This window comes from Flagellimonas marina (assembly GCF_042651185.1).
Taxonomy (GTDB): Bacteria; Bacteroidota; Bacteroidia; order Flavobacteriales; family Flavobacteriaceae; genus Flagellimonas; species Flagellimonas marina.
In genome coordinates, this window is record NZ_JBHSCL010000010.1 from 127,495 (window position 1) to 148,683 (window position 21,189).

38 protein-coding genes are annotated in these 21,189 nt (G+C 44.3%); 11 read left to right on the forward strand and 27 right to left on the reverse strand.

Going from position 1 to position 21,189, the window contains the following annotated elements:
* Positions 1-19: 19 nt before the first annotated feature.
* The 4 genes from ACFOWS_RS17430 (at position 20) to ACFOWS_RS17445 (ending at position 1,251) form a co-directional block, all read left to right on the forward strand.
* Positions 20-292, forward strand: a complete 273-nt coding sequence (locus tag ACFOWS_RS17430; protein WP_379767398.1) for a hypothetical protein — start codon at positions 20-22, stop codon at positions 290-292.
* A 74-nt stretch (positions 293-366) separates the two neighbouring features.
* Positions 367-603, forward strand: a complete 237-nt coding sequence (locus tag ACFOWS_RS17435; RefSeq protein WP_379767401.1) for a hypothetical protein — start codon at positions 367-369, stop codon at positions 601-603.
* 1 nt (position 604) lies between these two features.
* A complete protein-coding gene (locus ACFOWS_RS17440) occupies positions 605-880 on the forward strand; it encodes a hypothetical protein (RefSeq protein ID WP_379767404.1) in 276 nt (91 codons plus the stop codon).
* Positions 877-1,251 (forward strand): hypothetical protein, encoded by a 375-nt coding sequence (locus tag ACFOWS_RS17445; protein ID WP_349044082.1) that lies wholly within the window; start codon positions 877-879, stop codon positions 1,249-1,251. The genes ACFOWS_RS17440 and ACFOWS_RS17445 overlap by 4 nt, the downstream gene beginning before the upstream one ends.
* Here the strand turns inward: ACFOWS_RS17445 and ACFOWS_RS17450 are convergent.
* Positions 1,248-2,351: a hypothetical protein gene (locus ACFOWS_RS17450; protein ID WP_379767407.1), complete on the reverse strand. Its 1,104-nt coding sequence runs from the start codon at positions 2,349-2,351 to the stop codon at positions 1,248-1,250. The two genes, ACFOWS_RS17445 and ACFOWS_RS17450, sit on opposite strands and share 4 nt — an antisense overlap.
* Before the next feature lie 62 nt (positions 2,352-2,413).
* Here ACFOWS_RS17450 and ACFOWS_RS17455 point away from each other — a divergent pair, with 62 nt between their 5' ends.
* The 7 genes from ACFOWS_RS17455 to ACFOWS_RS17485 are packed head-to-tail and all read left to right on the forward strand — an operon-like array spanning position 2,414 to position 8,422.
* Positions 2,414-2,992 (forward strand): hypothetical protein, encoded by a 579-nt coding sequence (locus tag ACFOWS_RS17455; RefSeq protein WP_379767410.1) that lies wholly within the window; start codon positions 2,414-2,416, stop codon positions 2,990-2,992.
* A complete protein-coding gene (locus tag ACFOWS_RS17460; RefSeq protein WP_379767413.1) occupies positions 2,989-4,737 on the forward strand; it encodes a hypothetical protein in 1,749 nt (582 codons plus the stop codon). Before ACFOWS_RS17455 ends, ACFOWS_RS17460 begins: the two co-directional genes overlap by 4 nt.
* An 11-nt stretch (positions 4,738-4,748) precedes the next feature.
* Positions 4,749-5,834, forward strand: a complete 1,086-nt coding sequence (locus ACFOWS_RS17465; RefSeq protein WP_349044078.1) for a baseplate tail-tube junction protein — start codon at positions 4,749-4,751, stop codon at positions 5,832-5,834.
* A gap of 9 nt (positions 5,835-5,843) precedes the next feature.
* On the forward strand, positions 5,844-6,707 hold the full coding sequence (locus tag ACFOWS_RS17470; protein ID WP_016053899.1) for a phage tail protein: 864 nt from the start codon (positions 5,844-5,846) through the stop codon (positions 6,705-6,707).
* Positions 6,708-6,734: 27 nt separating this feature from the next.
* Positions 6,735-7,478, forward strand: coding sequence for a T4 family baseplate hub assembly chaperone (locus ACFOWS_RS17475; protein ID WP_016053900.1), 744 nt, complete (start codon positions 6,735-6,737; stop codon positions 7,476-7,478).
* Positions 7,471-8,028, forward strand: coding sequence for a gp26 family baseplate hub assembly chaperone (locus ACFOWS_RS17480; protein WP_349043989.1), 558 nt, complete (start codon positions 7,471-7,473; stop codon positions 8,026-8,028). The genes ACFOWS_RS17475 and ACFOWS_RS17480 overlap by 8 nt, the downstream gene beginning before the upstream one ends.
* Before the next feature lies 1 nt (position 8,029).
* On the forward strand, positions 8,030-8,422 hold the full coding sequence (locus tag ACFOWS_RS17485) for a GPW/gp25 family protein (RefSeq protein ID WP_016053902.1): 393 nt from the start codon (positions 8,030-8,032) through the stop codon (positions 8,420-8,422).
* A gap of 26 nt (positions 8,423-8,448) precedes the next feature.
* Here ACFOWS_RS17485 and ACFOWS_RS17490 read toward each other — a convergent pair whose 3' ends face one another.
* The 26 genes from ACFOWS_RS17490 to ACFOWS_RS17610 all read right to left on the reverse strand — a co-directional run bounded on the left by ACFOWS_RS17490 (position 8,449) and on the right by ACFOWS_RS17610 (position 21,181).
* The gene (locus ACFOWS_RS17490; protein ID WP_349043990.1) at positions 8,449-8,946 is read right to left on the reverse strand and encodes a hypothetical protein; all 498 of its coding nucleotides are present in this window, start codon (positions 8,944-8,946) and stop codon (positions 8,449-8,451) included.
* A 10-nt stretch (positions 8,947-8,956) separates the two neighbouring features.
* Positions 8,957-9,187: a hypothetical protein gene (locus ACFOWS_RS17495; protein ID WP_379767419.1), complete on the reverse strand. Its 231-nt coding sequence runs from the start codon at positions 9,185-9,187 to the stop codon at positions 8,957-8,959.
* Positions 9,184-9,399: a hypothetical protein gene (locus tag ACFOWS_RS17500; RefSeq protein ID WP_016053905.1), complete on the reverse strand. Its 216-nt coding sequence runs from the start codon at positions 9,397-9,399 to the stop codon at positions 9,184-9,186. The genes ACFOWS_RS17495 and ACFOWS_RS17500 overlap by 4 nt, the downstream gene beginning before the upstream one ends.
* Before the next feature lie 79 nt (positions 9,400-9,478).
* The gene (locus ACFOWS_RS17505) at positions 9,479-10,132 is read right to left on the reverse strand and encodes a hypothetical protein (protein WP_379767423.1); all 654 of its coding nucleotides are present in this window, start codon (positions 10,130-10,132) and stop codon (positions 9,479-9,481) included.
* 18 nt (positions 10,133-10,150) lie between these two features.
* Positions 10,151-10,441 carry a hypothetical protein gene (locus ACFOWS_RS17510; RefSeq protein ID WP_016053907.1) on the reverse strand — a complete coding sequence of 97 codons (291 nt, stop codon included), beginning with the start codon at positions 10,439-10,441 and terminating at the stop codon, positions 10,151-10,153.
* 3 nt (positions 10,442-10,444) lie between these two features.
* Positions 10,445-10,606 (reverse strand): hypothetical protein, encoded by a 162-nt coding sequence (locus ACFOWS_RS19025; protein WP_449267394.1) that lies wholly within the window; start codon positions 10,604-10,606, stop codon positions 10,445-10,447.
* Positions 10,575-11,042: a hypothetical protein gene (locus tag ACFOWS_RS17515; RefSeq protein ID WP_379767426.1), complete on the reverse strand. Its 468-nt coding sequence runs from the start codon at positions 11,040-11,042 to the stop codon at positions 10,575-10,577. The genes ACFOWS_RS19025 and ACFOWS_RS17515 overlap by 32 nt, the downstream gene beginning before the upstream one ends.
* A gap of 184 nt (positions 11,043-11,226) precedes the next feature.
* Entirely contained in the window at positions 11,227-11,892 is a 666-nt protein-coding gene (locus tag ACFOWS_RS17520) for a hypothetical protein (RefSeq protein ID WP_379767429.1), read from the reverse strand.
* A gap of 2 nt (positions 11,893-11,894) precedes the next feature.
* Positions 11,895-14,141 carry a VWA domain-containing protein gene (locus ACFOWS_RS17525; RefSeq protein ID WP_379767432.1) on the reverse strand — a complete coding sequence of 749 codons (2,247 nt, stop codon included), beginning with the start codon at positions 14,139-14,141 and terminating at the stop codon, positions 11,895-11,897.
* Positions 14,142-14,480, reverse strand: coding sequence for a hypothetical protein (locus tag ACFOWS_RS17530; protein WP_379767435.1), 339 nt, complete (start codon positions 14,478-14,480; stop codon positions 14,142-14,144).
* Positions 14,480-14,992: a hypothetical protein gene (locus tag ACFOWS_RS17535; protein ID WP_379767438.1), complete on the reverse strand. Its 513-nt coding sequence runs from the start codon at positions 14,990-14,992 to the stop codon at positions 14,480-14,482. Before ACFOWS_RS17535 ends, ACFOWS_RS17530 begins: the two co-directional genes overlap by 1 nt.
* Positions 14,989-15,222: a hypothetical protein gene (locus ACFOWS_RS17540; protein ID WP_379767441.1), complete on the reverse strand. Its 234-nt coding sequence runs from the start codon at positions 15,220-15,222 to the stop codon at positions 14,989-14,991. Before ACFOWS_RS17540 ends, ACFOWS_RS17535 begins: the two co-directional genes overlap by 4 nt.
* The gene (locus tag ACFOWS_RS17545; RefSeq protein WP_379767444.1) at positions 15,219-15,458 is read right to left on the reverse strand and encodes a hypothetical protein; all 240 of its coding nucleotides are present in this window, start codon (positions 15,456-15,458) and stop codon (positions 15,219-15,221) included. The genes ACFOWS_RS17540 and ACFOWS_RS17545 overlap by 4 nt, the downstream gene beginning before the upstream one ends.
* Positions 15,455-15,763, reverse strand: coding sequence for a hypothetical protein (locus ACFOWS_RS17550; protein ID WP_379767447.1), 309 nt, complete (start codon positions 15,761-15,763; stop codon positions 15,455-15,457). The genes ACFOWS_RS17545 and ACFOWS_RS17550 overlap by 4 nt, the downstream gene beginning before the upstream one ends.
* Before the next feature lie 199 nt (positions 15,764-15,962).
* A complete protein-coding gene (locus ACFOWS_RS17555; protein WP_379767450.1) occupies positions 15,963-16,241 on the reverse strand; it encodes a hypothetical protein in 279 nt (92 codons plus the stop codon).
* 54 nt (positions 16,242-16,295) lie between these two features.
* Positions 16,296-16,832, reverse strand: a complete 537-nt coding sequence (locus ACFOWS_RS17560) for an HNH endonuclease (RefSeq protein WP_379767453.1) — start codon at positions 16,830-16,832, stop codon at positions 16,296-16,298.
* Positions 16,814-17,737 carry a DNA cytosine methyltransferase gene (gene dcm / locus ACFOWS_RS17565; RefSeq protein ID WP_379767457.1) on the reverse strand — a complete coding sequence of 308 codons (924 nt, stop codon included), beginning with the start codon at positions 17,735-17,737 and terminating at the stop codon, positions 16,814-16,816. Before dcm ends, ACFOWS_RS17560 begins: the two co-directional genes overlap by 19 nt.
* Entirely contained in the window at positions 17,734-17,994 is a 261-nt protein-coding gene (locus ACFOWS_RS17570) for a hypothetical protein (RefSeq protein ID WP_379767460.1), read from the reverse strand. Before ACFOWS_RS17570 ends, dcm begins: the two co-directional genes overlap by 4 nt.
* Positions 17,994-18,272, reverse strand: a complete 279-nt coding sequence (locus ACFOWS_RS17575; RefSeq protein ID WP_379767464.1) for a hypothetical protein — start codon at positions 18,270-18,272, stop codon at positions 17,994-17,996. The genes ACFOWS_RS17570 and ACFOWS_RS17575 overlap by 1 nt, the downstream gene beginning before the upstream one ends.
* Positions 18,272-18,514 carry a hypothetical protein gene (locus ACFOWS_RS17580; protein ID WP_379767467.1) on the reverse strand — a complete coding sequence of 81 codons (243 nt, stop codon included), beginning with the start codon at positions 18,512-18,514 and terminating at the stop codon, positions 18,272-18,274. The genes ACFOWS_RS17575 and ACFOWS_RS17580 overlap by 1 nt, the downstream gene beginning before the upstream one ends.
* Positions 18,511-19,500, reverse strand: a complete 990-nt coding sequence (locus tag ACFOWS_RS17585) for a DNA polymerase beta superfamily protein (protein ID WP_379767470.1) — start codon at positions 19,498-19,500, stop codon at positions 18,511-18,513. Before ACFOWS_RS17585 ends, ACFOWS_RS17580 begins: the two co-directional genes overlap by 4 nt.
* An 8-nt stretch (positions 19,501-19,508) precedes the next feature.
* Positions 19,509-19,895, reverse strand: coding sequence for a beta barrel domain-containing protein (locus ACFOWS_RS17590; RefSeq protein WP_379767473.1), 387 nt, complete (start codon positions 19,893-19,895; stop codon positions 19,509-19,511).
* Entirely contained in the window at positions 19,892-20,143 is a 252-nt protein-coding gene (locus ACFOWS_RS17595; RefSeq protein WP_016053925.1) for a hypothetical protein, read from the reverse strand. The genes ACFOWS_RS17590 and ACFOWS_RS17595 overlap by 4 nt, the downstream gene beginning before the upstream one ends.
* Positions 20,140-20,697: a hypothetical protein gene (locus ACFOWS_RS17600; RefSeq protein ID WP_379767477.1), complete on the reverse strand. Its 558-nt coding sequence runs from the start codon at positions 20,695-20,697 to the stop codon at positions 20,140-20,142. The genes ACFOWS_RS17595 and ACFOWS_RS17600 overlap by 4 nt, the downstream gene beginning before the upstream one ends.
* A complete protein-coding gene (locus ACFOWS_RS17605; RefSeq protein ID WP_379767480.1) occupies positions 20,694-20,966 on the reverse strand; it encodes a hypothetical protein in 273 nt (90 codons plus the stop codon). Before ACFOWS_RS17605 ends, ACFOWS_RS17600 begins: the two co-directional genes overlap by 4 nt.
* Positions 20,963-21,181: a hypothetical protein gene (locus ACFOWS_RS17610; RefSeq protein WP_379767483.1), complete on the reverse strand. Its 219-nt coding sequence runs from the start codon at positions 21,179-21,181 to the stop codon at positions 20,963-20,965. The genes ACFOWS_RS17605 and ACFOWS_RS17610 overlap by 4 nt, the downstream gene beginning before the upstream one ends.
* Positions 21,182-21,189: the final 8 nt, after the last annotated feature.

Genomic DNA, 21,189 nt, shown 5'->3' on the forward strand with positions numbered 1-21,189 from the left:
CAGACAAAAGGAACATCCCATGCAAATCACTAAAGAACTCGAAGGTAAAGTAATCGTTCTGGTAAATGAAGACCGTTTGGCACAACTGGGTAACGGTGGTGAAAAACTGCCAGCGGACGCACTCGAAAGCCTTTCTAAAATGCGTGTGATGCGTGTTACTGACGGTTGGGTTACTTGTCTGCCTCTGAACGACGAAGACAAAGCCGTATACGATGCAGAAGCGGATTCATGGGATATCGAAGTACCTCTGGTGAACATCGAAGTTGAAGAGTGCTACGAAATCGAAAAATAATACTTGCTTCCTGGGTAGTGTAGTGATACATTACCCACATCGAAACAACACGGAAAGAGGAAAAGATTATGTCAATGGCTCACTTAACTAAGAAAGCGGATTTTCTGGCTCTGATTGCTGGCATGAACGCACCGCGTTTAACTCGCAACAACATTCAGGTGTATGTGTTTGACGAGAAGCCAAGCAATAACGAAGTTCAGTTCCCGACTCTGATCTATTGCGCTTCTAATTTCCGTGAAGAAAGCTACATCGCAGCACAGAACAAATTGTGGAAATTCCGCGATTGGATGAACGAGGCGAAAAATGGTTGATATGAGTAAAGAAGCCGTTGAAGCACGGGTTGCGGAAGCGCTGAAAGATATTGATTTCGGTCGCTTCCTTGATAATGCTCCAACGATACCGGACACAATCTGCCTTAATTGTGGGCGTTGTGTTATGGTTGGAAAATGCTGTGATAACCCGAATATTGTTATCATGGAAAGGAAAGAAGTTTCGGAAGAAGTCTGGAATCAGATTCAGGAAATCATTAAGAATCCACCAGAACCGACGAAGCGTTTGCGTGAAATCATGAGCAGGAATAAATTATGAAATCAGAACCAAGTAAAACTATCCGCCTGATCCGTTGGGAAGGGCAAGAAATCCGTTATGAAGACGACGATCGCGAATTCGTTCATGAAATGCTTGCTCATAATCTGGGGTTCAAAAACGCCGCGCTGGTGATGATGCAGCAAACCAGTGATGAAGACACCTGGCAATGCGTCATTCTCGATCTGGACAAAAACAAGGATTACACCGAAGATGAACTGTTCGCGCTCACAGAGAACGCTACAGCGCGTCAGAAGTGCTTCATGATCGATATGCCTCGCGAGAACTACGAGAATATCAAGAAAGCCCGTAAACAGAACAAGAACAACGTGTTCGACCTGTTCATGGGCTATCATGAAGAAACTACGGCCTAAGCCTCACTGGTTTTACTGGTGTCGTTCGTAGCCGCTGCCACCTGTACACATTCCAATGTTTGCAGGTGGAAATCTTTTGATACATCGCGGATACATTCAACGATCAGATACTTCCCTGAATATTCATCCCCTAACACCTCAATCAATGCCCCCACTTTAACATCCATTCGACCCTGATTGATATCAAACCGAATACGTTTTTCATAGCTGGATAACGTCTGACACTTCACAGCCTGGAACGGTTGACCCTGTTTGTCTGGGTTCTGGAAGTTGTTCTCATATACCGCGTTTCTGTTCATGGTGATCCATGCGTTTTCAATATCGGTACTCGCAAGGATATCACTATACAGTTTTTTATCCGTCATCGAGAAACTAAAGAAACTTGCATCCCCTAACAGGGTAGTGTTATCCTTATGGGTAATGTATTCACCTTTCGTGAATACCAAAGCGTCACCTAAAAACGGGTTACTTACGTTGAACTTGTAAGCCTTTAACGGGGTTTGTGCGAGGATCTCCGTATTGCTTTTCATAAAGATACCGGAACCATCTTCCCACAGATAACAGAAGTCAGACGAATCTACGCTCTGCCCGTTGTCACGGATGTAATCAAACACGGTTTCATACGTCCCGCTCAGGCAAGCCGGAGGAATACGCACGTTTGATGCGTCGATATGCGGCGTGATCAACTTCATATCGTTATACAGTGCCGTCATGCACTCTGTAATCGTCTGTACGGCGTTGTTACTGAACGAACGGGAAAACTTACGACGAAACACCGTATGCACCGGAGAAAGGTTTAGGCGCAGTATAGAGCGGTTCATATCATCGGTTTCGACGTTTGAATACAGAACACCGTAGTAATGCTGTTCTAACGTTTCGTTATACTGGAAGGATACCTGAATAATCGGTTTTTCTGTCAACTGATAGATTAACTGGTTATCATAGATCTGCATCAATGTTTCAGAAGTACCGTTAATGATGGTTTTCTCACTCATTGAGACAAGGGCAGGTAACAATTCAAGATAGACGTTATCAGCGAACTTTTCATATGTTGGATATAATTTAACCGACACGACGCGGTTTATAACTTTACTGGACATTAGACATCCTCCCTTTATATTCTATTTACTAAATAGTAAATATCGGGATACTTGAGGCGATCATGAAAGAGAAGAAAAACACACTTGATAAATTTATGGTTACGCGTTTAAACATCAAGAACAGCAAAAATAAAGTAGTCACGTTGCCTACTGGTGAACAGGTTACGATCCCCCGTCTGGGCTATCGTCATTTCACCCAGATTAAAGCAATGAAAGACCCAATGCAGTTGCTTGAGTATATCATCAAAGAGATTCAACCGCGCGAATTAACCGCAGCAGAAACCGAATTCCTTTTGATTCACCTGCATTATCACAATGACGATAAAGCAATGGCGATACTGAAAGAGATCGGTATTAATCTGGATGATATGAAAATCAGCGAAGCTAAGTATGAACATACTTTTGATAACCTTCGATTGGTCTTCAATAAACCGACCCTAATGCTGGATGATCTGGCATTACTGCTTAAAGAAGCGTATGACAACGGGAAGCCGATCGAACTGACGGACGAAAACCGTATTCAATTAATTAACTGCCTGTATCGTTATGAATATGACGATGTAAAACGTGGCGTACTCCAGGAAGTCTATATTGTGCATGAGGGGAAAACCATTAAAGGGCTTAACATCATCGGTGAATGATAATGGCTAGCAATCCATATTTTAACGAAGAACAACGTCGCCGGATGCAGAATCCACCAAAACCACAGGCGCAACCGACTGTTCGTAAGATCCAGGCAACGTTAGATAAAGATTCGATGCGCGAGTTAAAGGATATTAATGATAATACCCTTGAAACCGCGCTGAATACACTGGACATCAAAGACAGTGTGAAATCCTTTGAGGATCGTTTCAAAGAGAAATTCGCTGGCTTCCAGGAACAATACGAACAGGATCAGCAACCACTTGCTGAACAGTTGCCCGATTTTGTTGGGCCAGCGCGTCCACCATCATTAACAGACAACAGCACAACCAGTGTTGATAACTCCGTCAGTGTATCGAACCAGCATAACCCATTTGCGAAAATCGAAACATACACCGGAACGATTGCAGAAGCAATCACCAAGTTTATCGAACTCGCTGAAAAGAAACCAGCCCCCGCGCCGGAACCTGAACCAGTACCGGAAGAGGAACCGGAGGTCGATCGGGACAAGAAGAAGATCCGCGATAAGGATAAAGACGAGAAGAAATTCAGCAAGAAAGTATTGTCTTTGCTGGGTGCAATCAAGGATAATACATCCGGTCTTCTGGCTCGCTTTATCGGTTATTCTCTCGAAGCGCTGGCGAAGTTTGCAAAATGGACTCTGATTATCGGTAGTATCGTATTTGCGATCGACGTACTGAGTAAGGTTGTTCAGAAGTGGTTCCAGGATATTCTTGCAGAGGGTGAAGCCTCGAAAGATTTGTTTGGTTCATACTTCGGGAATATCAAAACCCTTGCTGAGAAAATCAACGAAGGTCTGCAAAACTTCGATATGAGTAATTTGGGCGAATCGCTGAAAAACTTGTTCCTTGAACCGTTTAAGGTTCTGGGCGATACCATCAAAACCGCAATCACGGAAGGTATCGGTAATCTGATTTACGCTCTGGGTGAATATACCGGATCTGAAACAATTACCAACGCCGGACGCGGAATGAAAGTATCAGCACTGCGCGACAAACAAAAATACGGTCTTGAAATTGATCCCGATGACCTGATTCTGCTGAAACAGCAGGAGATCCAGGATCAGAATGATAAAGTGGTTGAGGCACGTTCTAAGGTTGTCGAACAGGTTAAGGCTACCCAGGGCGCATTCTCATATAGTTTCGGACAGCAAACAGACGCACAGAAAGCATTGTCTAAGCAATTGGAACAGATGCGCGATCGTGTGGCTATTGAAGAAAAGATCACCGAAGAGAAGAAGAAAGAACTGAAAGCATTGCAGGAAAACCCCGCACTGTTACAGGCTGAGGTTGATAAAGAGAATACCGCTAATCGTAAGCGCGTGGACGAAACCAAACAGATCGAAGCCGCGCAAGCGAAAGCGAAACCTAAAGCGGATAATGAATTCGATCAGGGCGATGAAATCCTGAACAAAGACAATCTGACGGGCAACGATAAAAAGGTAATGGAAAAACTCATAGAATCGCTTGAAGAGAAAAACAATTCGAACAAGCTGAATGAGGACGACAAAGACCGCTATCGTGATATGATCTCCCGCTGGCAGGAAAAGATCACCGCAGTACCGGAAACGAGTGCAAGTATTGACAAGCAACCGGAAGCAGTGAAAGCCCCTGTTCAGCCTACAACGCCTAACAGCGTTCAGGTCAACAACAAAACAGTAAACAACACGGTTCAGCATTCAGTACAACGAACTGACCGTAAACCATTGATTGCATTAGCTTAAAGGAAATTTAAATGAAAATTACAGTATTGCAAGACACTGTACAATCATTTGCTGAAATCAAAAATGCTGGCATCCCCTCTGGGGGTGCTGCAACAACTAAAAACGCGTTGACTCAACCGATCGTAACAGCGGAATTTCCTTCCCAACGTGCAGCAGGTATTGATAACGCTTATAATGCATCAAGCCTGTATAATAACGGCTTGCTGTTCACAGCATATGATTTCACGGGTGGACTTGCACCAGGCAGTAAAGACAACTACCGCTCATTACGTCAGGCAGCACAGAACGCGCAACAGATCCTTAGTGCTAACACTGGGAACGTTCGATACAAACAGGTTTTGAATACCCGTACTATGGGTACACTTAACCCCATTTGTCAAATACTTTTACCGCGAAGCCTGAACGATAACGAAGTGAACTCACACCGTTATCAGGATGCAACCGATAGTATTGTTGCTAAAGGTTTATCCCGTGCGGTATCAAACGTTATCTGGGGCGCTGTAGAATCCGTTTCTGGTGGTATTCTGGCAGACCGTAGGGAAGCAATCGACATCGGTACGAAAGCAGCGTTTCAAGGCTCTGATAAGCGCACAAAGATGTATTACAATACATTCGTTATCGAAAGCCGTTATGACCTGCTGGAACTGATTAAAATCTATTACCTGTTCACGGTGCTGGGTTATGGTACTACTTCTGGCGGTACTCCAGCAGAATTAGCCGGACTGGTTAAACAAGCGTATAATTCCAGCGCTTCGAAGGTTGCAAACGTTTTTGCACCATCAACAAACCAGACGACAGCAAGCGATTTCAACGGCAGCATCGGGGATCAGATTGTTGACTTCGTATCTAACGTTGAAGTTATTAAATCGCCTCCTGTGTGGTTTATTCGTGACTTCCAGACAGGAGACAGTTTGCGGTTCCCTCATTCCACGTTCGGGCCAGCAGGTATTACCAGCGTTCGTTTCGGGCGTACAATGGACAACATTGTAAATACGTTGAGAGAATCACCGAACACCCCGATCGCAGTTGAAATCGAAATTCAGTTTATGGAACTGATCGATATGCGTCAGGATTCGATTTTTGATACGCAGTATTAAGGGGGAACAATGTTCTATAGCGTAGATGAATTTTTGTCAGGAATGGCAAATAGAGACTTTCAGCGAAGCAACCTGTTTAGTGTTGTATTCGCAACCAGTCCAGCATCACGCATTCTCGACAGCACGATCGGGAGTATCCGCGATACTTTAATAGATGGTACTATGAGTTCCATTAACGCGAATAACCCGAACGAGTTCATGAACGCTATTACAGGGGGCGTAAGCAAGCTATTCAGCTATACAGTTGATAAAGCTATTATGTCCCTGAACAAAACAGGTTTCAGTAAAATCATGGGGGCGTTAAGCCCTCGTTTAATTACTTCCCTGTTTGGTGATAGTGTTTACGGACAGATGCTAACAGAATTCCGTGACAAAATGATGTATAATATGGGGTTGAGCATCGTTGGTGTTCAGTTGCCTGGTAAAACACTGGGTTATGAATACGTGTATAATGGCGGTGTACCCCAGATCCGATTCACCCGACCGGAGAATGGAGAATTATCACTAACGTTCCGTGTGGATTCAGAAGCGCGTAACCTGAAAGTATTCAACGAATGGTTATCAGCTATTCGTGATGATGTATCAGGCCAGTTCGCATTCATTGATGAAGTATCAAGCGCGATCCAGGTAAACTTACACAATCGCGATGGTGTCCCGCACAGCACGTATGTATTCCAGAAGTGTTTGCCTGTTAAAGTCAGCAATCCAGAACTGAGTTATGAAAGCAATAACGAAATCTGGACATTCACTGTTGACTTTGCCTATAAAACAGGCTGGCTTGTTGAAGCAGATAAAGAAGGTTGGGACGGATTCAAACAATCACTTATCGAAGGTGCAGCAATTGCCGTTCGTGGTGTGGTTACAGGACAATAAGGGGCGAAAGCCCCTTTTGAGGTTAAAATGATTGATATAATCCGCGTAAAACTCCCTGGTGGAGTGAAGCGATTCCCTATGTTTACCGTGCGCGATCAGTTGAGTTTCTTACTCACAAGCGCGGACATGGAAGGGAAGACGCTCACAGAACAGCAAGAAATGCTGGATGAAATTTTAGATATTCTGTATCCGGGTTATTCCCGCACCGAACAGGAAAACATTTTCACTAAGGTGTATTGTGTATCGTTCGGTAAGAACGCAATAAAGATCCGAATCAAAGGAAGCAGCGGACAATCAGAAGCATTCATGCATGTAACTGATTACGTTTTGCAAAATGAATATGCCCTTGATGACTCGCTTACTCTGGGATTCAAATTCCCGAAACATCGTAACAACAGTGAACAATTATTCCTTGAATGTATCCAGTATGTCAAGCAGGACGGCGAAAGATACGAATGGAATGCATTAGACGAGGATACAAAGAACGCGATCCTGGATCTGGTGTCTATTGAAGATATGGAAAATATCGTTAAACTGTTACGCAAGTCCTGTCATGTTACCGTGCGTGATATTGAGTTCAGCGACTTATTGACACTGTACAAAATCCTGTTCAACAAATCAGAACTGAACGAGTTCTTCAAAACCAACTATTTGTTAAATAAGAATACCGTACAGATTGAACCTATAATGAATGGAAGCCCGATGGAACGTTCAATTTACGTTGCACTGCTGGCGGAAGACTTGAAACGAAAAGAGAATGCAAATGCGTAAACATACACCCCGACATATCCCAAAATATAATGTGACTTATCGCCCGTTAACCATTGGCGATCTTGATGACACGGATAACTTCATTATTGAAGGTGATGTGTTCAAGCATCAGCGCGATTATGTTTACATTATGGCTCTGTTCGACAGTATCAACAAAGAGACTGTAGATCTCCAAATCAAATGCCCTGAATGCGGGGAACTGATTAAGTTTGTGCTCAATCGTCATCATATCATGGTGGATGAATACGAAGAAAAGCTGTACGGCAATGAGATCAAGATTTCAGTCGAACCACACCGCACCGGAAAGGAAGAGTTACCCGAACTGATTAAGTTTGTAGTCATCGACGGTGAACAAATCTTATGGGATGACTGTAAAGAGTCAGAGAAAGAAGCCGTTCTGGATAGTATCGACTATCCGGTCTTTAAATCAATAAATAGCGCTCTGGATAAGCCAGCAATCGTTGCAAACATTCCGGTAAGGTGTTCGTGTGGCTACGAACATATCGTTGCACTGAGAGGCTTAGAGGCGTTTCTAAAGGTGGTTGGATAAAATGGGTGTTAACCTTCGCTTACTGTATAGCGATATCGATCCCAACTTAACAAAAGACTGGAACAATGACGTAACCGCCTCGAAAGGGGCGGCAGCGGTAAAGAATAGTCTGATCGGTATCGTAACAACACAAAAAGGCACACGGCCTTTCGATAGCAACTTTGGTTGTGAGATCGGGGAACAGATTTTCGAGAACATGAACCCGCTAACAGCGGAAGCAGTAAGGACTTCGATTGTCTCCGCGATCCGCGCATACGAACCCCGTGTTTACAATCTGGATGTTGAAGTGATTCCGCAGTATGACGAAAACGCAATCACCGTGACGATTTACTACAGCATCATTGATGAACCGGAAGAAGTAGAAAGAATCAAACTCCAGCTATCATCCTCATAACAAAAAAGCCCCGAAAGGGGCTTTTCTTATTCCATCACGATCCAGCCCATTAGCTGTTGATATCGCAATTCGAACGGGGTGATGAAAGAGCGGTTATTGATAACCTTCGTCCCGTTATAGGACTTAATCACTTCCTCACCACGAAGCACATATTCGTATACTTCGTCCATAGTGTCGTAACGCACTTCTTCGACTTCGAAGCAGAAGTTGGAATATTCAATCATTCCGATCTTGTTTGCGTAACGGCGTTCGATACAGCCCTGTTTTTCAATCTGAGTGATCGCAGTATCAATGAACTGCGCAAGTGCTTGCATGAAATTACCACATTCGACTTCACGACCCCCGCTTGAGATAGCCAGGTAAACGCGGCTCAATCCATCATTGCCGATGTAACCGATGCAGTCACCGCCAATGTAGACAGACCAGACTTTACCCATCGGCCCCATACCCATACGATTCTCACTACGAGAAACACCTTTCAGTAACAGTGCCATGATACCGCCGCGAACGTAATTCATTTTCATGATAAGCCCCTTATTTTTTCAGGTTGATTAACCAAGATGGTTGGGTTTCTAAACTAACCGCTTTCCAAGCATATGCAACACTATAACCGGAATACGTCTGACATACAACAGCATTTTCATTTAAATATTTCACTTTGTGATCTGCCTCTTGTTCATTCAGGGCAGCACACACGATATTCTTTTCATACACTCCGCCGTTTGGCTGGATAATGGTTTCTTCAATCAGATAAACGCTGTTCATGCTAATTCCTTCTCGATTGCTTCGATGATGTGGAGAACGTAACCGTTCAGTTCTTTTGCTTTATCAGCGGCTTCAACCATACCGTAACGAGGAACTTCTAAAACGTTCGCACCTTCGAGCAGGTTGCTTTCGATGTCTACGATTACGTAGCTCTCACCGATTGTCGCGCCTTTTCTCCAGTCTTTTACGAACTTCATCATTTTAGCTTTCATGTTCTCGTTCCTTTTGGCTGTTCCGTTTCGATATGTGTAATATAACAAAGCCCTCACGCGAACGCAAGGGCTTTTTGGGTTAACTGAATTTATTATAGAGAGTGAAATTAATCCCTATAGAATTCAATGCTTTACATGTTGCATCAAGATCTGTTGGTTCGATTTCGATGATGTATTTCAACGCTGTGTTTACTGGAATGGTTTCTGGTTCTTCGAAAGATGCCAGGGTTGGCGCTTTCACCGTTTCTGGTTCAGCAAGCGCGGTTTTCTTTACGTCAAACGCTTCTTTGAACTTGTTGACCCTTTTTAGCAGATCATCAATCAATTCGATGTTGGCTCCGTCGAATTGTTTGGTTTGTTCCAGCATACTCGTAATCTTTCCGTATGTAGTGCGTCTGGTTTGTTCCGTGTAATTCCCTACTTCATAACGGTCGATCCGGTCGATGATTGCCCGAATATGTCCAAGATTCGCGCGATCGAAATACGCAATCAACTTAGATTTTCTGAACACGAACATATATGGAGCATTACCGACAATGTAATGAGTTGCCGTTAGACCAAAACTAGGATCGATCAGAATTTTAACCGTGTTGAAATACGGGATTAAATTTATTTCACGTTCAGGTAAACGGAAAACTTCATCTTTAAAGTTCTTCCCAATCCGGTCGATCTCTTCCAGAGTTTTACCCATCATCGACGAAATTATTTCAATTTTTTTAGATACATAAGCCATTTTTCAATTCTCATTTAATTAATGCATAAAAGATTTGACGTACTTCACGATTTCTTCACGACACATATCGACCGGAGTATCCTCAGCAATAGCAGCATGACAGAAGATTTCACCATCCAGCCAGAACGATAGCATGTACTGAATATCCCGACCTTCGTTTTCCTTCTGGTGTTTCTTGATGCGATCAAATGCATCATCAATGCTTTCGGTAGCTGTTAGCATTTCAGATTCACCCGCTACAGCAGCCATTTCCCCAGCTTCATCACTGAATTCGCTTTCCAGTTCTTCCCAGTATACTATCGTTATCATGGATTACCCCAAACAGATTTTACATTTACAGAGAGGACATTCCGCCTCTTTAACGCGCAAGCGCTTTGTTGCTGTTCGCTTCGCTGTGTTGTGATCATACACATGCAAACAGCGGTAACAGATCACCAATCGTTTAGCCGTCATAACCACCACCACAACGAACATCACCTTCAATGAACAGTTCGCGGTTATCTCTCAGGAGATTGTATTTCTTTTCGAGTTCCGGCCCGAATGCGTCCGCGTCGTCATACCAGTCATAGTCATAACTTCCGGTTTCATCGTCGTATTCCGGTTCGTCGCCGCGCTCATTGAAGTGAACGATTTTAACATCATCCAGATTCAGTTCTTTCAGCTTGTCCCAGATGCGGGTTATTTCGACGCTATTACATCCGAACGCTTCCAGTGTGATTGTACCGTCATCGTGTATTTGAGGTAAACCCCAGCTAGGACGAGTATCATCAAACATATCCATCAGAGATTCAACGTTTGACTCACCGTAAATCTTTGCAACTTCCTGTTCTTTACCAGGGCGGACAAGTCCGACCCCGATGATAAAACTACTGCTTGAGCTATTGCTAACGAACCCAGAACGAATCTTCATCGTCTTGCCTCATATTTCGCGTTCTCCGCGATTTTCTCATGATACAGGTTGTATGACAACACCAGCGGGATACAAGCTACTATAAGCCCGATGATAGCCAGTTGATATTCGCGTTTATCGAACGCCATGAATGTAATCGTAGCGCCCAGAATAAACACACCTAACGCAATGATGAAGAATAATGTCATTTTGGCAGGGTATCCATTTCACGAGATTTTGCTTTCAGGATGTCAATCACAGTAGTCATCGCCTGTTCTACATCACCATCATAGTGAATCAGGAATGTTTTGTGAAGTCCCATGATCAGACGATTGATGATATAAGCCATTTCTGACGGTAACAGTTTACCATTCTGTCGATTGTACTTCTCAAACAAGCGGTAGAGTTCTGCGCTATTGCCTGGCTTCTCGATGCTAAAATTATGCATCCCAGACAGAATACCATCCAGATACAGAACAGTTTTGTTATCACTGCGCAGATGTCCGCCGACCTTGTAGTAGTTGCTGAACACATACGGGTTTTCGCGAATATCTTCGATACCGAATTCACCATGATCTTCGATGTTGCCAACGTGGGCGAAGAAATTATGGTCTTCCAGTTCGAGAAGGATTGCACCCTTTTTATATGGGAATCCGACTAAATCGATCTGCCAGCCATTTTCACCGACAAATACATCATCAACAACCACGAAATCCGGCAGCATAGGCGCGTATGCGTGATTCTTTTCGTCGTTTTCACGATAGGCTTGTGGTTCTGACAGGTACAGGATATCGCCTTTTACAACTTCATCCCAGAATACGTTACGTGACATAGTATTTTCCTCAATATGCCCCCTTTCGGGGGCGGACATTGTTAGATTTTGACTTCTTTTTCTTCCAGGACGATTTCACATTCGAATGATGTGGTTTCCCAGACTTTCCAGAAATCGGACGGAATATTATCTTCTTTCGGAAGAATATCTTTTGCAGCGATAGAAACTTTGGTTTCTTCGAAGTCCAGATCCGCGAACCATGCATGTGCTACTACAACACCGTACATTACGCGACTTAAACGAGCATTCAGTTTACGGACTTCCTGAATCGTTGCCTTTGTCTGCTTATCAAGATACTCGACTACCTGATCTTTGTCAAGCGCATCAAGTTCAGATTTCACCTGATCGTAAGCCCACAGGATAATCAGGTCGCCGTTGTTCAGTTTCTTCTTACCTTCGTCACGCTTCGCGACGGTAGCCGCTACAGCAGGAAGGGAGGAAACACCCTTGATTTTCACGTTCAGTTCTTTCGACATGTAAACATCAGTCGATTCTGTGCGCTCAACCTTCGGAGAGAACCCGTAATCACGAATACCCTGTTCAGACAGCCATTCACCCGCAGCCTCACCAAAGCGCTGTTTCAGCCCTTCTGCGTTGCGCAGTCCGATCGCGTTGTCACGGAAGAACTTCATAACCTTCTGACGACCTTTCAGGATTTCCAGGCGCACGTTATCAGTCACGAACTCTTTACCGCTTAACCCGCGAGTCATGCCACGGTTAACCAGAGGCAGAGAGGTAAAGTCTACCAGAACCGACATACGATCATCACCGATTTTTTCGAGCGGCTTGATAGTCAGGCCAGAAGCACGAAGGTTTTTCAGTGTCGGAATATCGGTTTCCAGCGGCAGAACTTTAACGTTCACGATACCATCTTTAACGATGGTGAAGTTACGCACCTGCTTAGTTTCTATTTTTTCCGGCAGACCGAATTCTTTCTGTTTGCTTTCTGGGATAGTCACATACCCTTCCAGATCCGTGTTGATGGAAATGTTCGGACGGGAACTGTTACCCACCAGATGTTTAACCGATACTTTGGTTGTAGTCTGGGTGAACTTCGGAACCCATACTTCATGTGCTACCATTTGCGCCGCCAGTGCTTTACGTTCTTCTGGGGTTGCAGCGTTTGCGATCTGTTCAGACAGTTGATCCAGTGTATCATCTTCTTTCTGTACAGTCTGACGGCCTGTGCGGTTGTACGCCCAGTGTTCAGAAGACAGGTCGATCACGGTGTCCGTTTGTGCCAGCAGTTCGAGCGCATCAACCAGAGTGAACGCGTTTTCGTCTGGAACCATGTTGTAATCAATACCATCAACAAAACGCTGTGACGGATCTACAACAGCCTGTGCAATCAGGTCTTTCGCGTTGGAGTAGTCCTGTTTGGTAAAGCAGTTGTCATACGCTTTGATCAGACGGACATCACCCAGCTTTTGAAGCACTTTCCATGCCAGATCAGGGTTCATTGTGTGCAGTGCATGATAAAGCACGACATACAGAACTTGCTGTTCGCTGGTGATGTTCGGATCGAAACCGTCAACATCATTGATTGCGTTGTCACCCAGCGCCCAGATGTTTTTAATGTGTTCTGGAACCAGCACAACACCGTTTGCAGCGTTCAGGACATACACGCGCCCTTCGTCCAGGTAGATCGCATGGGTAGCATCAGCAACCGCAACTTCGATACGTGCGGAAGTCTGTGCAGTGATGATTTCCGCGAATGCTGGTTCGTATGCGTCGAAACCTTCAACGAATTTGTGTAATGCGTTGGTTGCTTCTGCCATTTTTTCCAGCAGAGGACGGTTCACGTAATAACCGTATTCCAGGAACGCGATACTGTTGAAAGTCAGTGGCAGAACCGCACACGCTTTCAGAATATCATCGGTACGCCAGCAGTTATCATAACCGTCTGTCAGGAAGATCAGGCTGTTCAGGTTGCCGTTTTCGGATTGCAGATCGGTAGCGATTTCCGCAGCCAGATTCAACGGCTCAACAAAGCCAGTACAACCCGTAGGTTTCAGGTAACGGTCGATAGCCGCGCAGATGTTAGACAGGTCAGAGACATTGCTAACCTTCTCACCACGGAACACCGTGCCGTAATCGCCTTTGCTGGAGAAGTACAGGATAGAAACGGTATCATCCTGTTTAACCAGACTCGCCAGGTTTGCTTTCAGGTGTTTACGGATCTTAGGCAGTTCGTTGTACATTGAACCGGATACGTCACACACGAAAACGTGGTTTGTCGGGGTTGGCTTCGATACAGCGTTTTTGAATTCGATATTTGTGATTGACATTTAAATTTTCTCGTATTTGAATTTTTCTAAAATTTCGTTAACTTTATTGCTTACTGCTTCGACTGTACGATCACACCCGAACTTACGCGCCAGGAGTTCAACGTATTCATCCATCGTAGTGAGTTTGGATTCTGCAACGTCAAACGCAAGCGCATACATTACCGGATTCCATACCCGAACGATTTGGAGAGTATACTCGTTCAGTTCAAAACGTTCAAGATATTTTCGCAAAGAAAATACATCAAACGGTGCGGGGCGATCCTGGCTAAAGGGGATCGACTCCCCTAATGCATAGCGAGGCATAACAACACAAACTTCTGTTTTCAGTTTCTTATCCATCAGTGATGACTCTTTGATGTGTGTTCAAGGTTACGGAAGATGTTTCCATGTTCCAGTTGAGTTCCGATCGGACCGCATTCATCGGAGTACGTGAATTCATAGATAAACACGCCGTCCTGATTGCCGAACTTCGTGTTGTACTCTTCGTACAACCACATTTTGATCAGAACGTCTTTCTCTTCTGTGTCCAGATCGTACCAGTCTCGCCCGTCATACGCAAGCGCAATTTGAGGATTTGAACGGTAACGGGTTTCTGCGCTTTCTTCGGTTTCCCAGTCATAGCGTTTATCGTCGTAGAACGATTCAAAGCTGTTACCCAGATGACCGCCTAAATCACGCTGAACGTGATTGACCACTTCTTCCGCTGTTAATGGAGGATCGTAGTAACCGCAGTCTGGGACGCAATCACCCATCATTTCGCGCAGGTTGTCGATATTAGTCGGATCTTTCGGGAACCGGACAATGAAACTACTTGATGAACTATTGCTCACAAAACCAGAACGGATTTTCATTTTACATCCTCAAATTGTAAGTTTTCTTTGGTTGCGTTCGCAATGGCTTTTTCGTTGCTCAGTGTTACTATGCGCAGACGTTCGCCAGTAAAGCCGTCGCATTCAGTGATACTCACCCAGTCAAAAGGTTTAGCCATTTCAATCGCACGTTCCAGCGATACGGTAGAACCGACCAAATCACTAAATGTATAGTAATCTTCGCTTAAACTTTCAACAGTATAGATATTCATGATTTACCTTTTGTTTCGGATTTCAGGACGATGTTACTGTAAGGATCTTTTGCTACCAGTTCCCACAGGTCGCCAGGATGTTCCCCGCTACGATAGACGGATGAACGGATAATTTCATTAAACTTGCTCAGGGCTTGATCGATGTCGTCGTACCCGCGTTTGAGGGGCTTACGATTGCAGCGAATGAAGAACATTTCGTTGGTATTCTCCCCGCGTTCGGAGTTTTTAACCTTCATACCGCCTCCATTTTACCAATAACTTCTTCGTATGTCACAGGGTTCAGGTCTTCGCGGCTATCGCCTTTTCTGTTCCCTACCAATACAGCAACCGCAACTTTCTTACCGTCTTTCCATGCGATGAATTCGAGATCATCAGCAACATATGGGAAGGTTTCGTGATTGTTCACCGCGTCGATACAGTCCAGAATGGTATCGGATGCGCAAATCAGATTACCAGGTTCACAATCAACAAGACATTCAACAGTATAGATCATAACATCATCCTCACAATGTGTAGTAATACAGGATATCCCCAGCGACATCAACAATCATGTATCCGAAGACTGCCCAGGAGAACAACAGACTAACAATAATTGTTGTCCAACTCAACTCTTTTTTCACCGCAAGCCCAATAAATGAACAAGTAATTGTACCCAAAGCAAAAATACAAGCCAATATAACGATAAATGCGGAAGTCATAATATTTTTCTCACAAAAAAGCCCCTTTCGGGGCTTGATTAATCAGTGTCCGAACACACCACGGATAGACTCTGCGAACGCGTACAGTTCAGGGTTTTTCGCTTTCACGGTTTCGATTTGTTCCAGAATGTAATCTGGTTTGTATTTCGAACCGAACCAGCAGTAAGAGAAAGAACGATCCCACATGAACACGTTGTAGTATTCACCGTTACGCACTTCAACCATCACGTAACCTGGATTAGAACCCAGCGGGTAATCTTTCAGTAGATTGAATTTCGCACCAGCGCCAGTACATCCGTTAAACAGGTCATTAAAAGTCATGGTATTGTTCCTTTTCAGTTTCGTTTCGTTAAAGCTAAGATACCACTATCCTGGTCAGTATGCAATGTTTAATTTTGCAAATTTACCAAAATGTTTTATCGCTTCCCGATCGTATGCTTTTGCAGCCTCGTATTCGTCACGATAGGAACCGATATGTTTAACCTTGCCGTCAATCTTTATCTGTGCAATGTAACGTATTCCAGTAGGTTGATCACGTACACATACACCCTTGAATCGACTGGTTGCTACTCTTCGTTTAGTCCGGTTCTGACAGTTTCGAGATTGATCCGCTTCACGCAAGTTATCAATCCCGTCGCCAGCCTCAACACCATTTTTATGATCAATCACATCAGGCAGTTTTCCGGTTGCAACGTAGTAGATGATTCGATGACGTAGATATCCTTTGCTTTTGAAATAAACGCGGGTATATCCTCCTTTAATCTTCGAACCTACTTCCTTTCCGATCAAGTCAGAACGTTTGTGTGACGTTCGTATAATTGTCCCCGTTTGTATATCAACAGAAACAGTTTTAAGGAATTCGTCAATTCCTTTCTGTTCTTCTTCGATTGTTCTTAGTCCGTTGTGTGACATAACACCTTCTTGATTTGTTTTGCTATAGCCTCGATGACTGGTATTGAAACAGAATTACCTGCTTGTTTATACGCTTGCATCTTGCTTTTGTTGATAATAAACGAATCTGGGAAACCCTGCAAACGAAAACACTCACGGGGAGTAAGTCTTCGGGGGTTCTTTCCTTCCTGCAATACCAGACATTGAACACCATCTTTATAGTAATTTGCAGTGATAGTCCCAGTGTGCGTAGAATCGCTTGTGACGGCCTGATAACCGAAACCCTTACCGTTTGCCTTATTTCGTTCCTTACGCTCTCTAAAGCCCTTCCATGCGTTATCTGACAGGGTGAACGAATCATCAGCATCTTCGAGGATGTCGCCTACGCGTGTAGGGGTACGCGGGGGAACCGGAAACGAAAAGAATACATCATCCAGGAAGCAGACAATAAACACGCGTTCCCGTCTTTGGGGTAGTCCGAAATCCTTTGTGTTCAGGCGTTGATAGAATACGTTATATCCTTCGGCCTCCAGAAGCCCGTAAATCGTTTTAAACGTCTTCCCCTTGTCATGGGTTAGCAGTTCAGGCACGTTCTCAAAGAACAACACACGGGGCTTTTTAGCGCGTATAATGCGGAGGATTTCGAAGAACACCGTACCGCGTACATCATCAAAGCCCAGTTTCAATCCGGCTTTACTGAACGCCTGACACGGGAACCCCGCGAGCAGGATATCATGATCCGGCACTTCGTTTTCATCAATCTGGAACAGATCACCTTGTAGGTTATCATTGCCCCAGTTTTCGATATATGTTTGCTGTGCGAACTTGTCGATTTCAGACGTTAAAAGGCATTCGACACCGCCGAATGCCTTATCAAATCCTAATCGAACCCCGCCCACACCCGCGCAGAGGTCAATTATTTTCATACGTCAAAATCAATCTCGTCAATTTTGTATGAGTTTTCGTCAATGTCCGCCCAGAGGGTTACATTAACATTTTTGCTATCTTCGTACAACTGGCGACCATCAATCCCGCCCGTGTAATTGCTTTCGGTACGTTCAGTAACTTCCAGACGGAGGCTATCGCGCATGATCTGAACAACAGCCTGTTCCAGTGTAACCGCGTCTGGGTTTTTGGTATCGCCCAGTACAATATCTTTAACGTTCAAAATAATATCAGTCATTAGTAAAACTTCCCGTAGGTGTTGAAATTTACATGTGTTGGGCTTGCTTCGTTGATACTGATTTCATAATCGTAATCCTCATTTGTTACGGAACGATCATGTTTGATAACATCAACGACATATACCCGAAAGAATGCATGATACAGAGCATCGCGGATCTTTTCAGCAAGCACCGGAGGCTCACTGTACAGGTTAATCATATCGGAAACAATATCCTCTACGCGAGGAATATCACGTTTCTCGATGTAACCCACATACAGATTTACATCTTTAACCATTAGTGCCACTCCGTTTCAATTCCGTGTCGGTATGCGTCAATCCCCAGTGGGGTAATCAGCAACCATGCTTTCGAATTATCGTGATAACCCGTTACTCTTCGAGCGTAACCTTTTTGAATCAGGGAATCACGCCCTGATTTGCTGGGTACGTCATTGAAATCTAAGTCTAGCACTTTAGTTGCGTATCCGTAAAGTTTATACAGAACATCAATTTCAGCGCCGGACAATTTAGGATACATCATTTGTAATACCCCACAACATGATCGCTGTATATGCGTTCGATGAAATCGTTCCAGAACTCGCGATCAACTTCTTTCGGATATGTTGAAATCGCTGCAAGGCGTTCGACTTCGCCCATAACTTCTTCCAGTTTTTCCTGTACGGTTGCGAACGGTACGCCGCCAGCTTTAACCAGTTTCAGGAATGCGCTATCAGGCAGAGGATAAACGATATCACCATCTTTGTAAATCTGGATCAACTGCATACCACCGCGCAACGCGTGACTTAATGCTTTCCAGTCGATACCGTTGTTGGCTTCTGCTTGTCGTGCGCGTTCTCCGTATTCATCCCAGAGTTTATACACAGACTTACGCATTTCATCGGCTTTGATCGTGAACTGGAATTTACGCCCCAGCACTTCATAGAAGTCCTGACAACCAGATTTCATTGTCGTGTCGGTAACGAATCGGCAGAACTCGTTTGTAGGGAAACGATCCTTGATGTCAGACACTTTCACTTCACGCGTATAGCGTTTCATATCTGGCGTGAATTCCTGAATACCACCGATCGTTTCGGTTTCTTTCAGTACATCGACAACTTCGCGCAGTGCAGCCAGTCGGGAACCCTTCACGCCATATTTCGCGGCTTGCTTACGAACATAACCGAACAAGCCAGTTAGTTCAGTGGTGTAAAAACGCCAGCGGTTAGCGCGGATATACTGCCAGATTTGAGAGTTAGCGATCAGCTTGTCATCCGAAGCGTGAAGCATATCGAGCGCTACGGTATCACCATCACACGCAAGACTAATGAACTTAGTCAGACTATACAACTGACGGTCAACGTCGTCTACGGTGTTTTTAGAGCTTTTATCGCCTGTGCTGGTGTCAATAGTCTTCGGGGCTTTCCCCAGGAGAATATCGCGCGGGTGCGGGAGAAAGATCCCTTTATAGTCTTTGTCGCTTGTCGGTGTGTTCAGTCCGTACAGGTGAGAACCGAACACGGTTTCCATTACAGTTTTCAAAATTCAACCCCCAGGGTTTTTGCGATACCGCGCAGTTCAGCGGTAGTGATATTTGGTACACGCGTTACATGTCCACGACCGAACGCGTCTTTGATTTTATCAGTAAGTTCGATACGGTACAAATGTTCTTTGTATTCGTCTTCGCTATGATAACCCTGTGTATGATTATTCCAGTCATTAGCGCTACCTGTTTTTCGATCAAGTCGCTCAACACGGAAATCTTTAATATCGGTGATATTTGGATCTTCCGACGCATACAGGTATTGACGGGCAACCTTGATCACATACAAGGTGCGAGGTCGTGGGGTTTTGTGATGACTGTATCGACGAATACCAGGATCAAACAGGGTATCACCCACTTTCACATCAGTTAAATCTATCATTTCATTTTCCAACGTTTTGACTTTTCACAGTAGAACACCGGAAGACGTGCCAGAACTGGCTTCACTACGTCTTCCCCTGTGTTCGTGTTATGAACCACTTCGATCGTAAGGGATTGCCCTTCGGACGGCCTTACAATGTCCAGTTCCAGGATCTCACGATTACCCTTTGTATTGATTTCCGCTACGTAGTAATCGTGCCCGTTGATGTTTACGACATCACCCATAATAACGCTAATTGTGTGAATCATGAGTATGCAAACTTAATTTTAACATTCAGGGAATCCAGCAGGATCGCGTCACGTCCATCAATGACGGTTAATCCCATGTATTTGTTATCGTCTGCGCTCTTACGGGAGTACATGCGACAAACCAGAGAACCATCTTGTGCGATGTATTCAACATGGTATTCACGGCGTTCTGACGTGAAGATGTCTCCAACAACAACCGGACGATCGACGGGTTGGCGTTTAGTCCCTTCATAGGACAGTTTGCCGTTGCCGTCTACGGCACATTCGATGCCTTTATGCGTGACACTCGCAACAGTGACAGGCTCTACAGTTCCACCGATTAACATTGCGGGTTCTTTGGTTCCCAGTTTCATCACCAGAGTTTGACGGATGCTACTAGACATTGGTTCGGTAACAAACACATAAACCATATCATTTTTATCACGCGCAACTGATTGTAAGGTAAAATTCTTTGTACCTACAGAACCTGTGTGTTTGATTCCCACACGATTACCAGGTTCCAGCGCCATACGACATTTTACATCAGAGATACCGCTAAGGGTTGCTACTTTCATGATTTATTCCTCTCAAATTCATCATCAGATTTCCAGTACACGTTGAAGTTACGGCAATCGTGATCAGAAGTCAACGTATATTTTTCATTTGTTTTTTCGTCTACGATAACCAGCGTTTCATTCTCAACCGATTTAACACCATAAACGAATACTTTATCACCGCGCTTATTCAGGAACGCGTCACCTTTTTCAATCAACTGCCAGCAGTTGACGGGTAAACCACCCGCACAGATCGGACGGTTTACGAGGCAGTAAGGACGTTTAATCATTTAAATTCTTCCATTGCATAGGAAGTAAGATCTTTGAAATACCTTGCGGTGTTGCCTTCTGGGTTGTTTGTAATCTCCATCAGGATAACAGCACCATCAACTCCTGCTTTCTTAGCCATGAATGAAATGGCTTCGGTAGCAATAATCGTTGCTTTCATAACATCAGCTTTAGAAACGTTGATCGTATTCATTTTTTCTTCCTTTTCATTATTCATGCGGTATG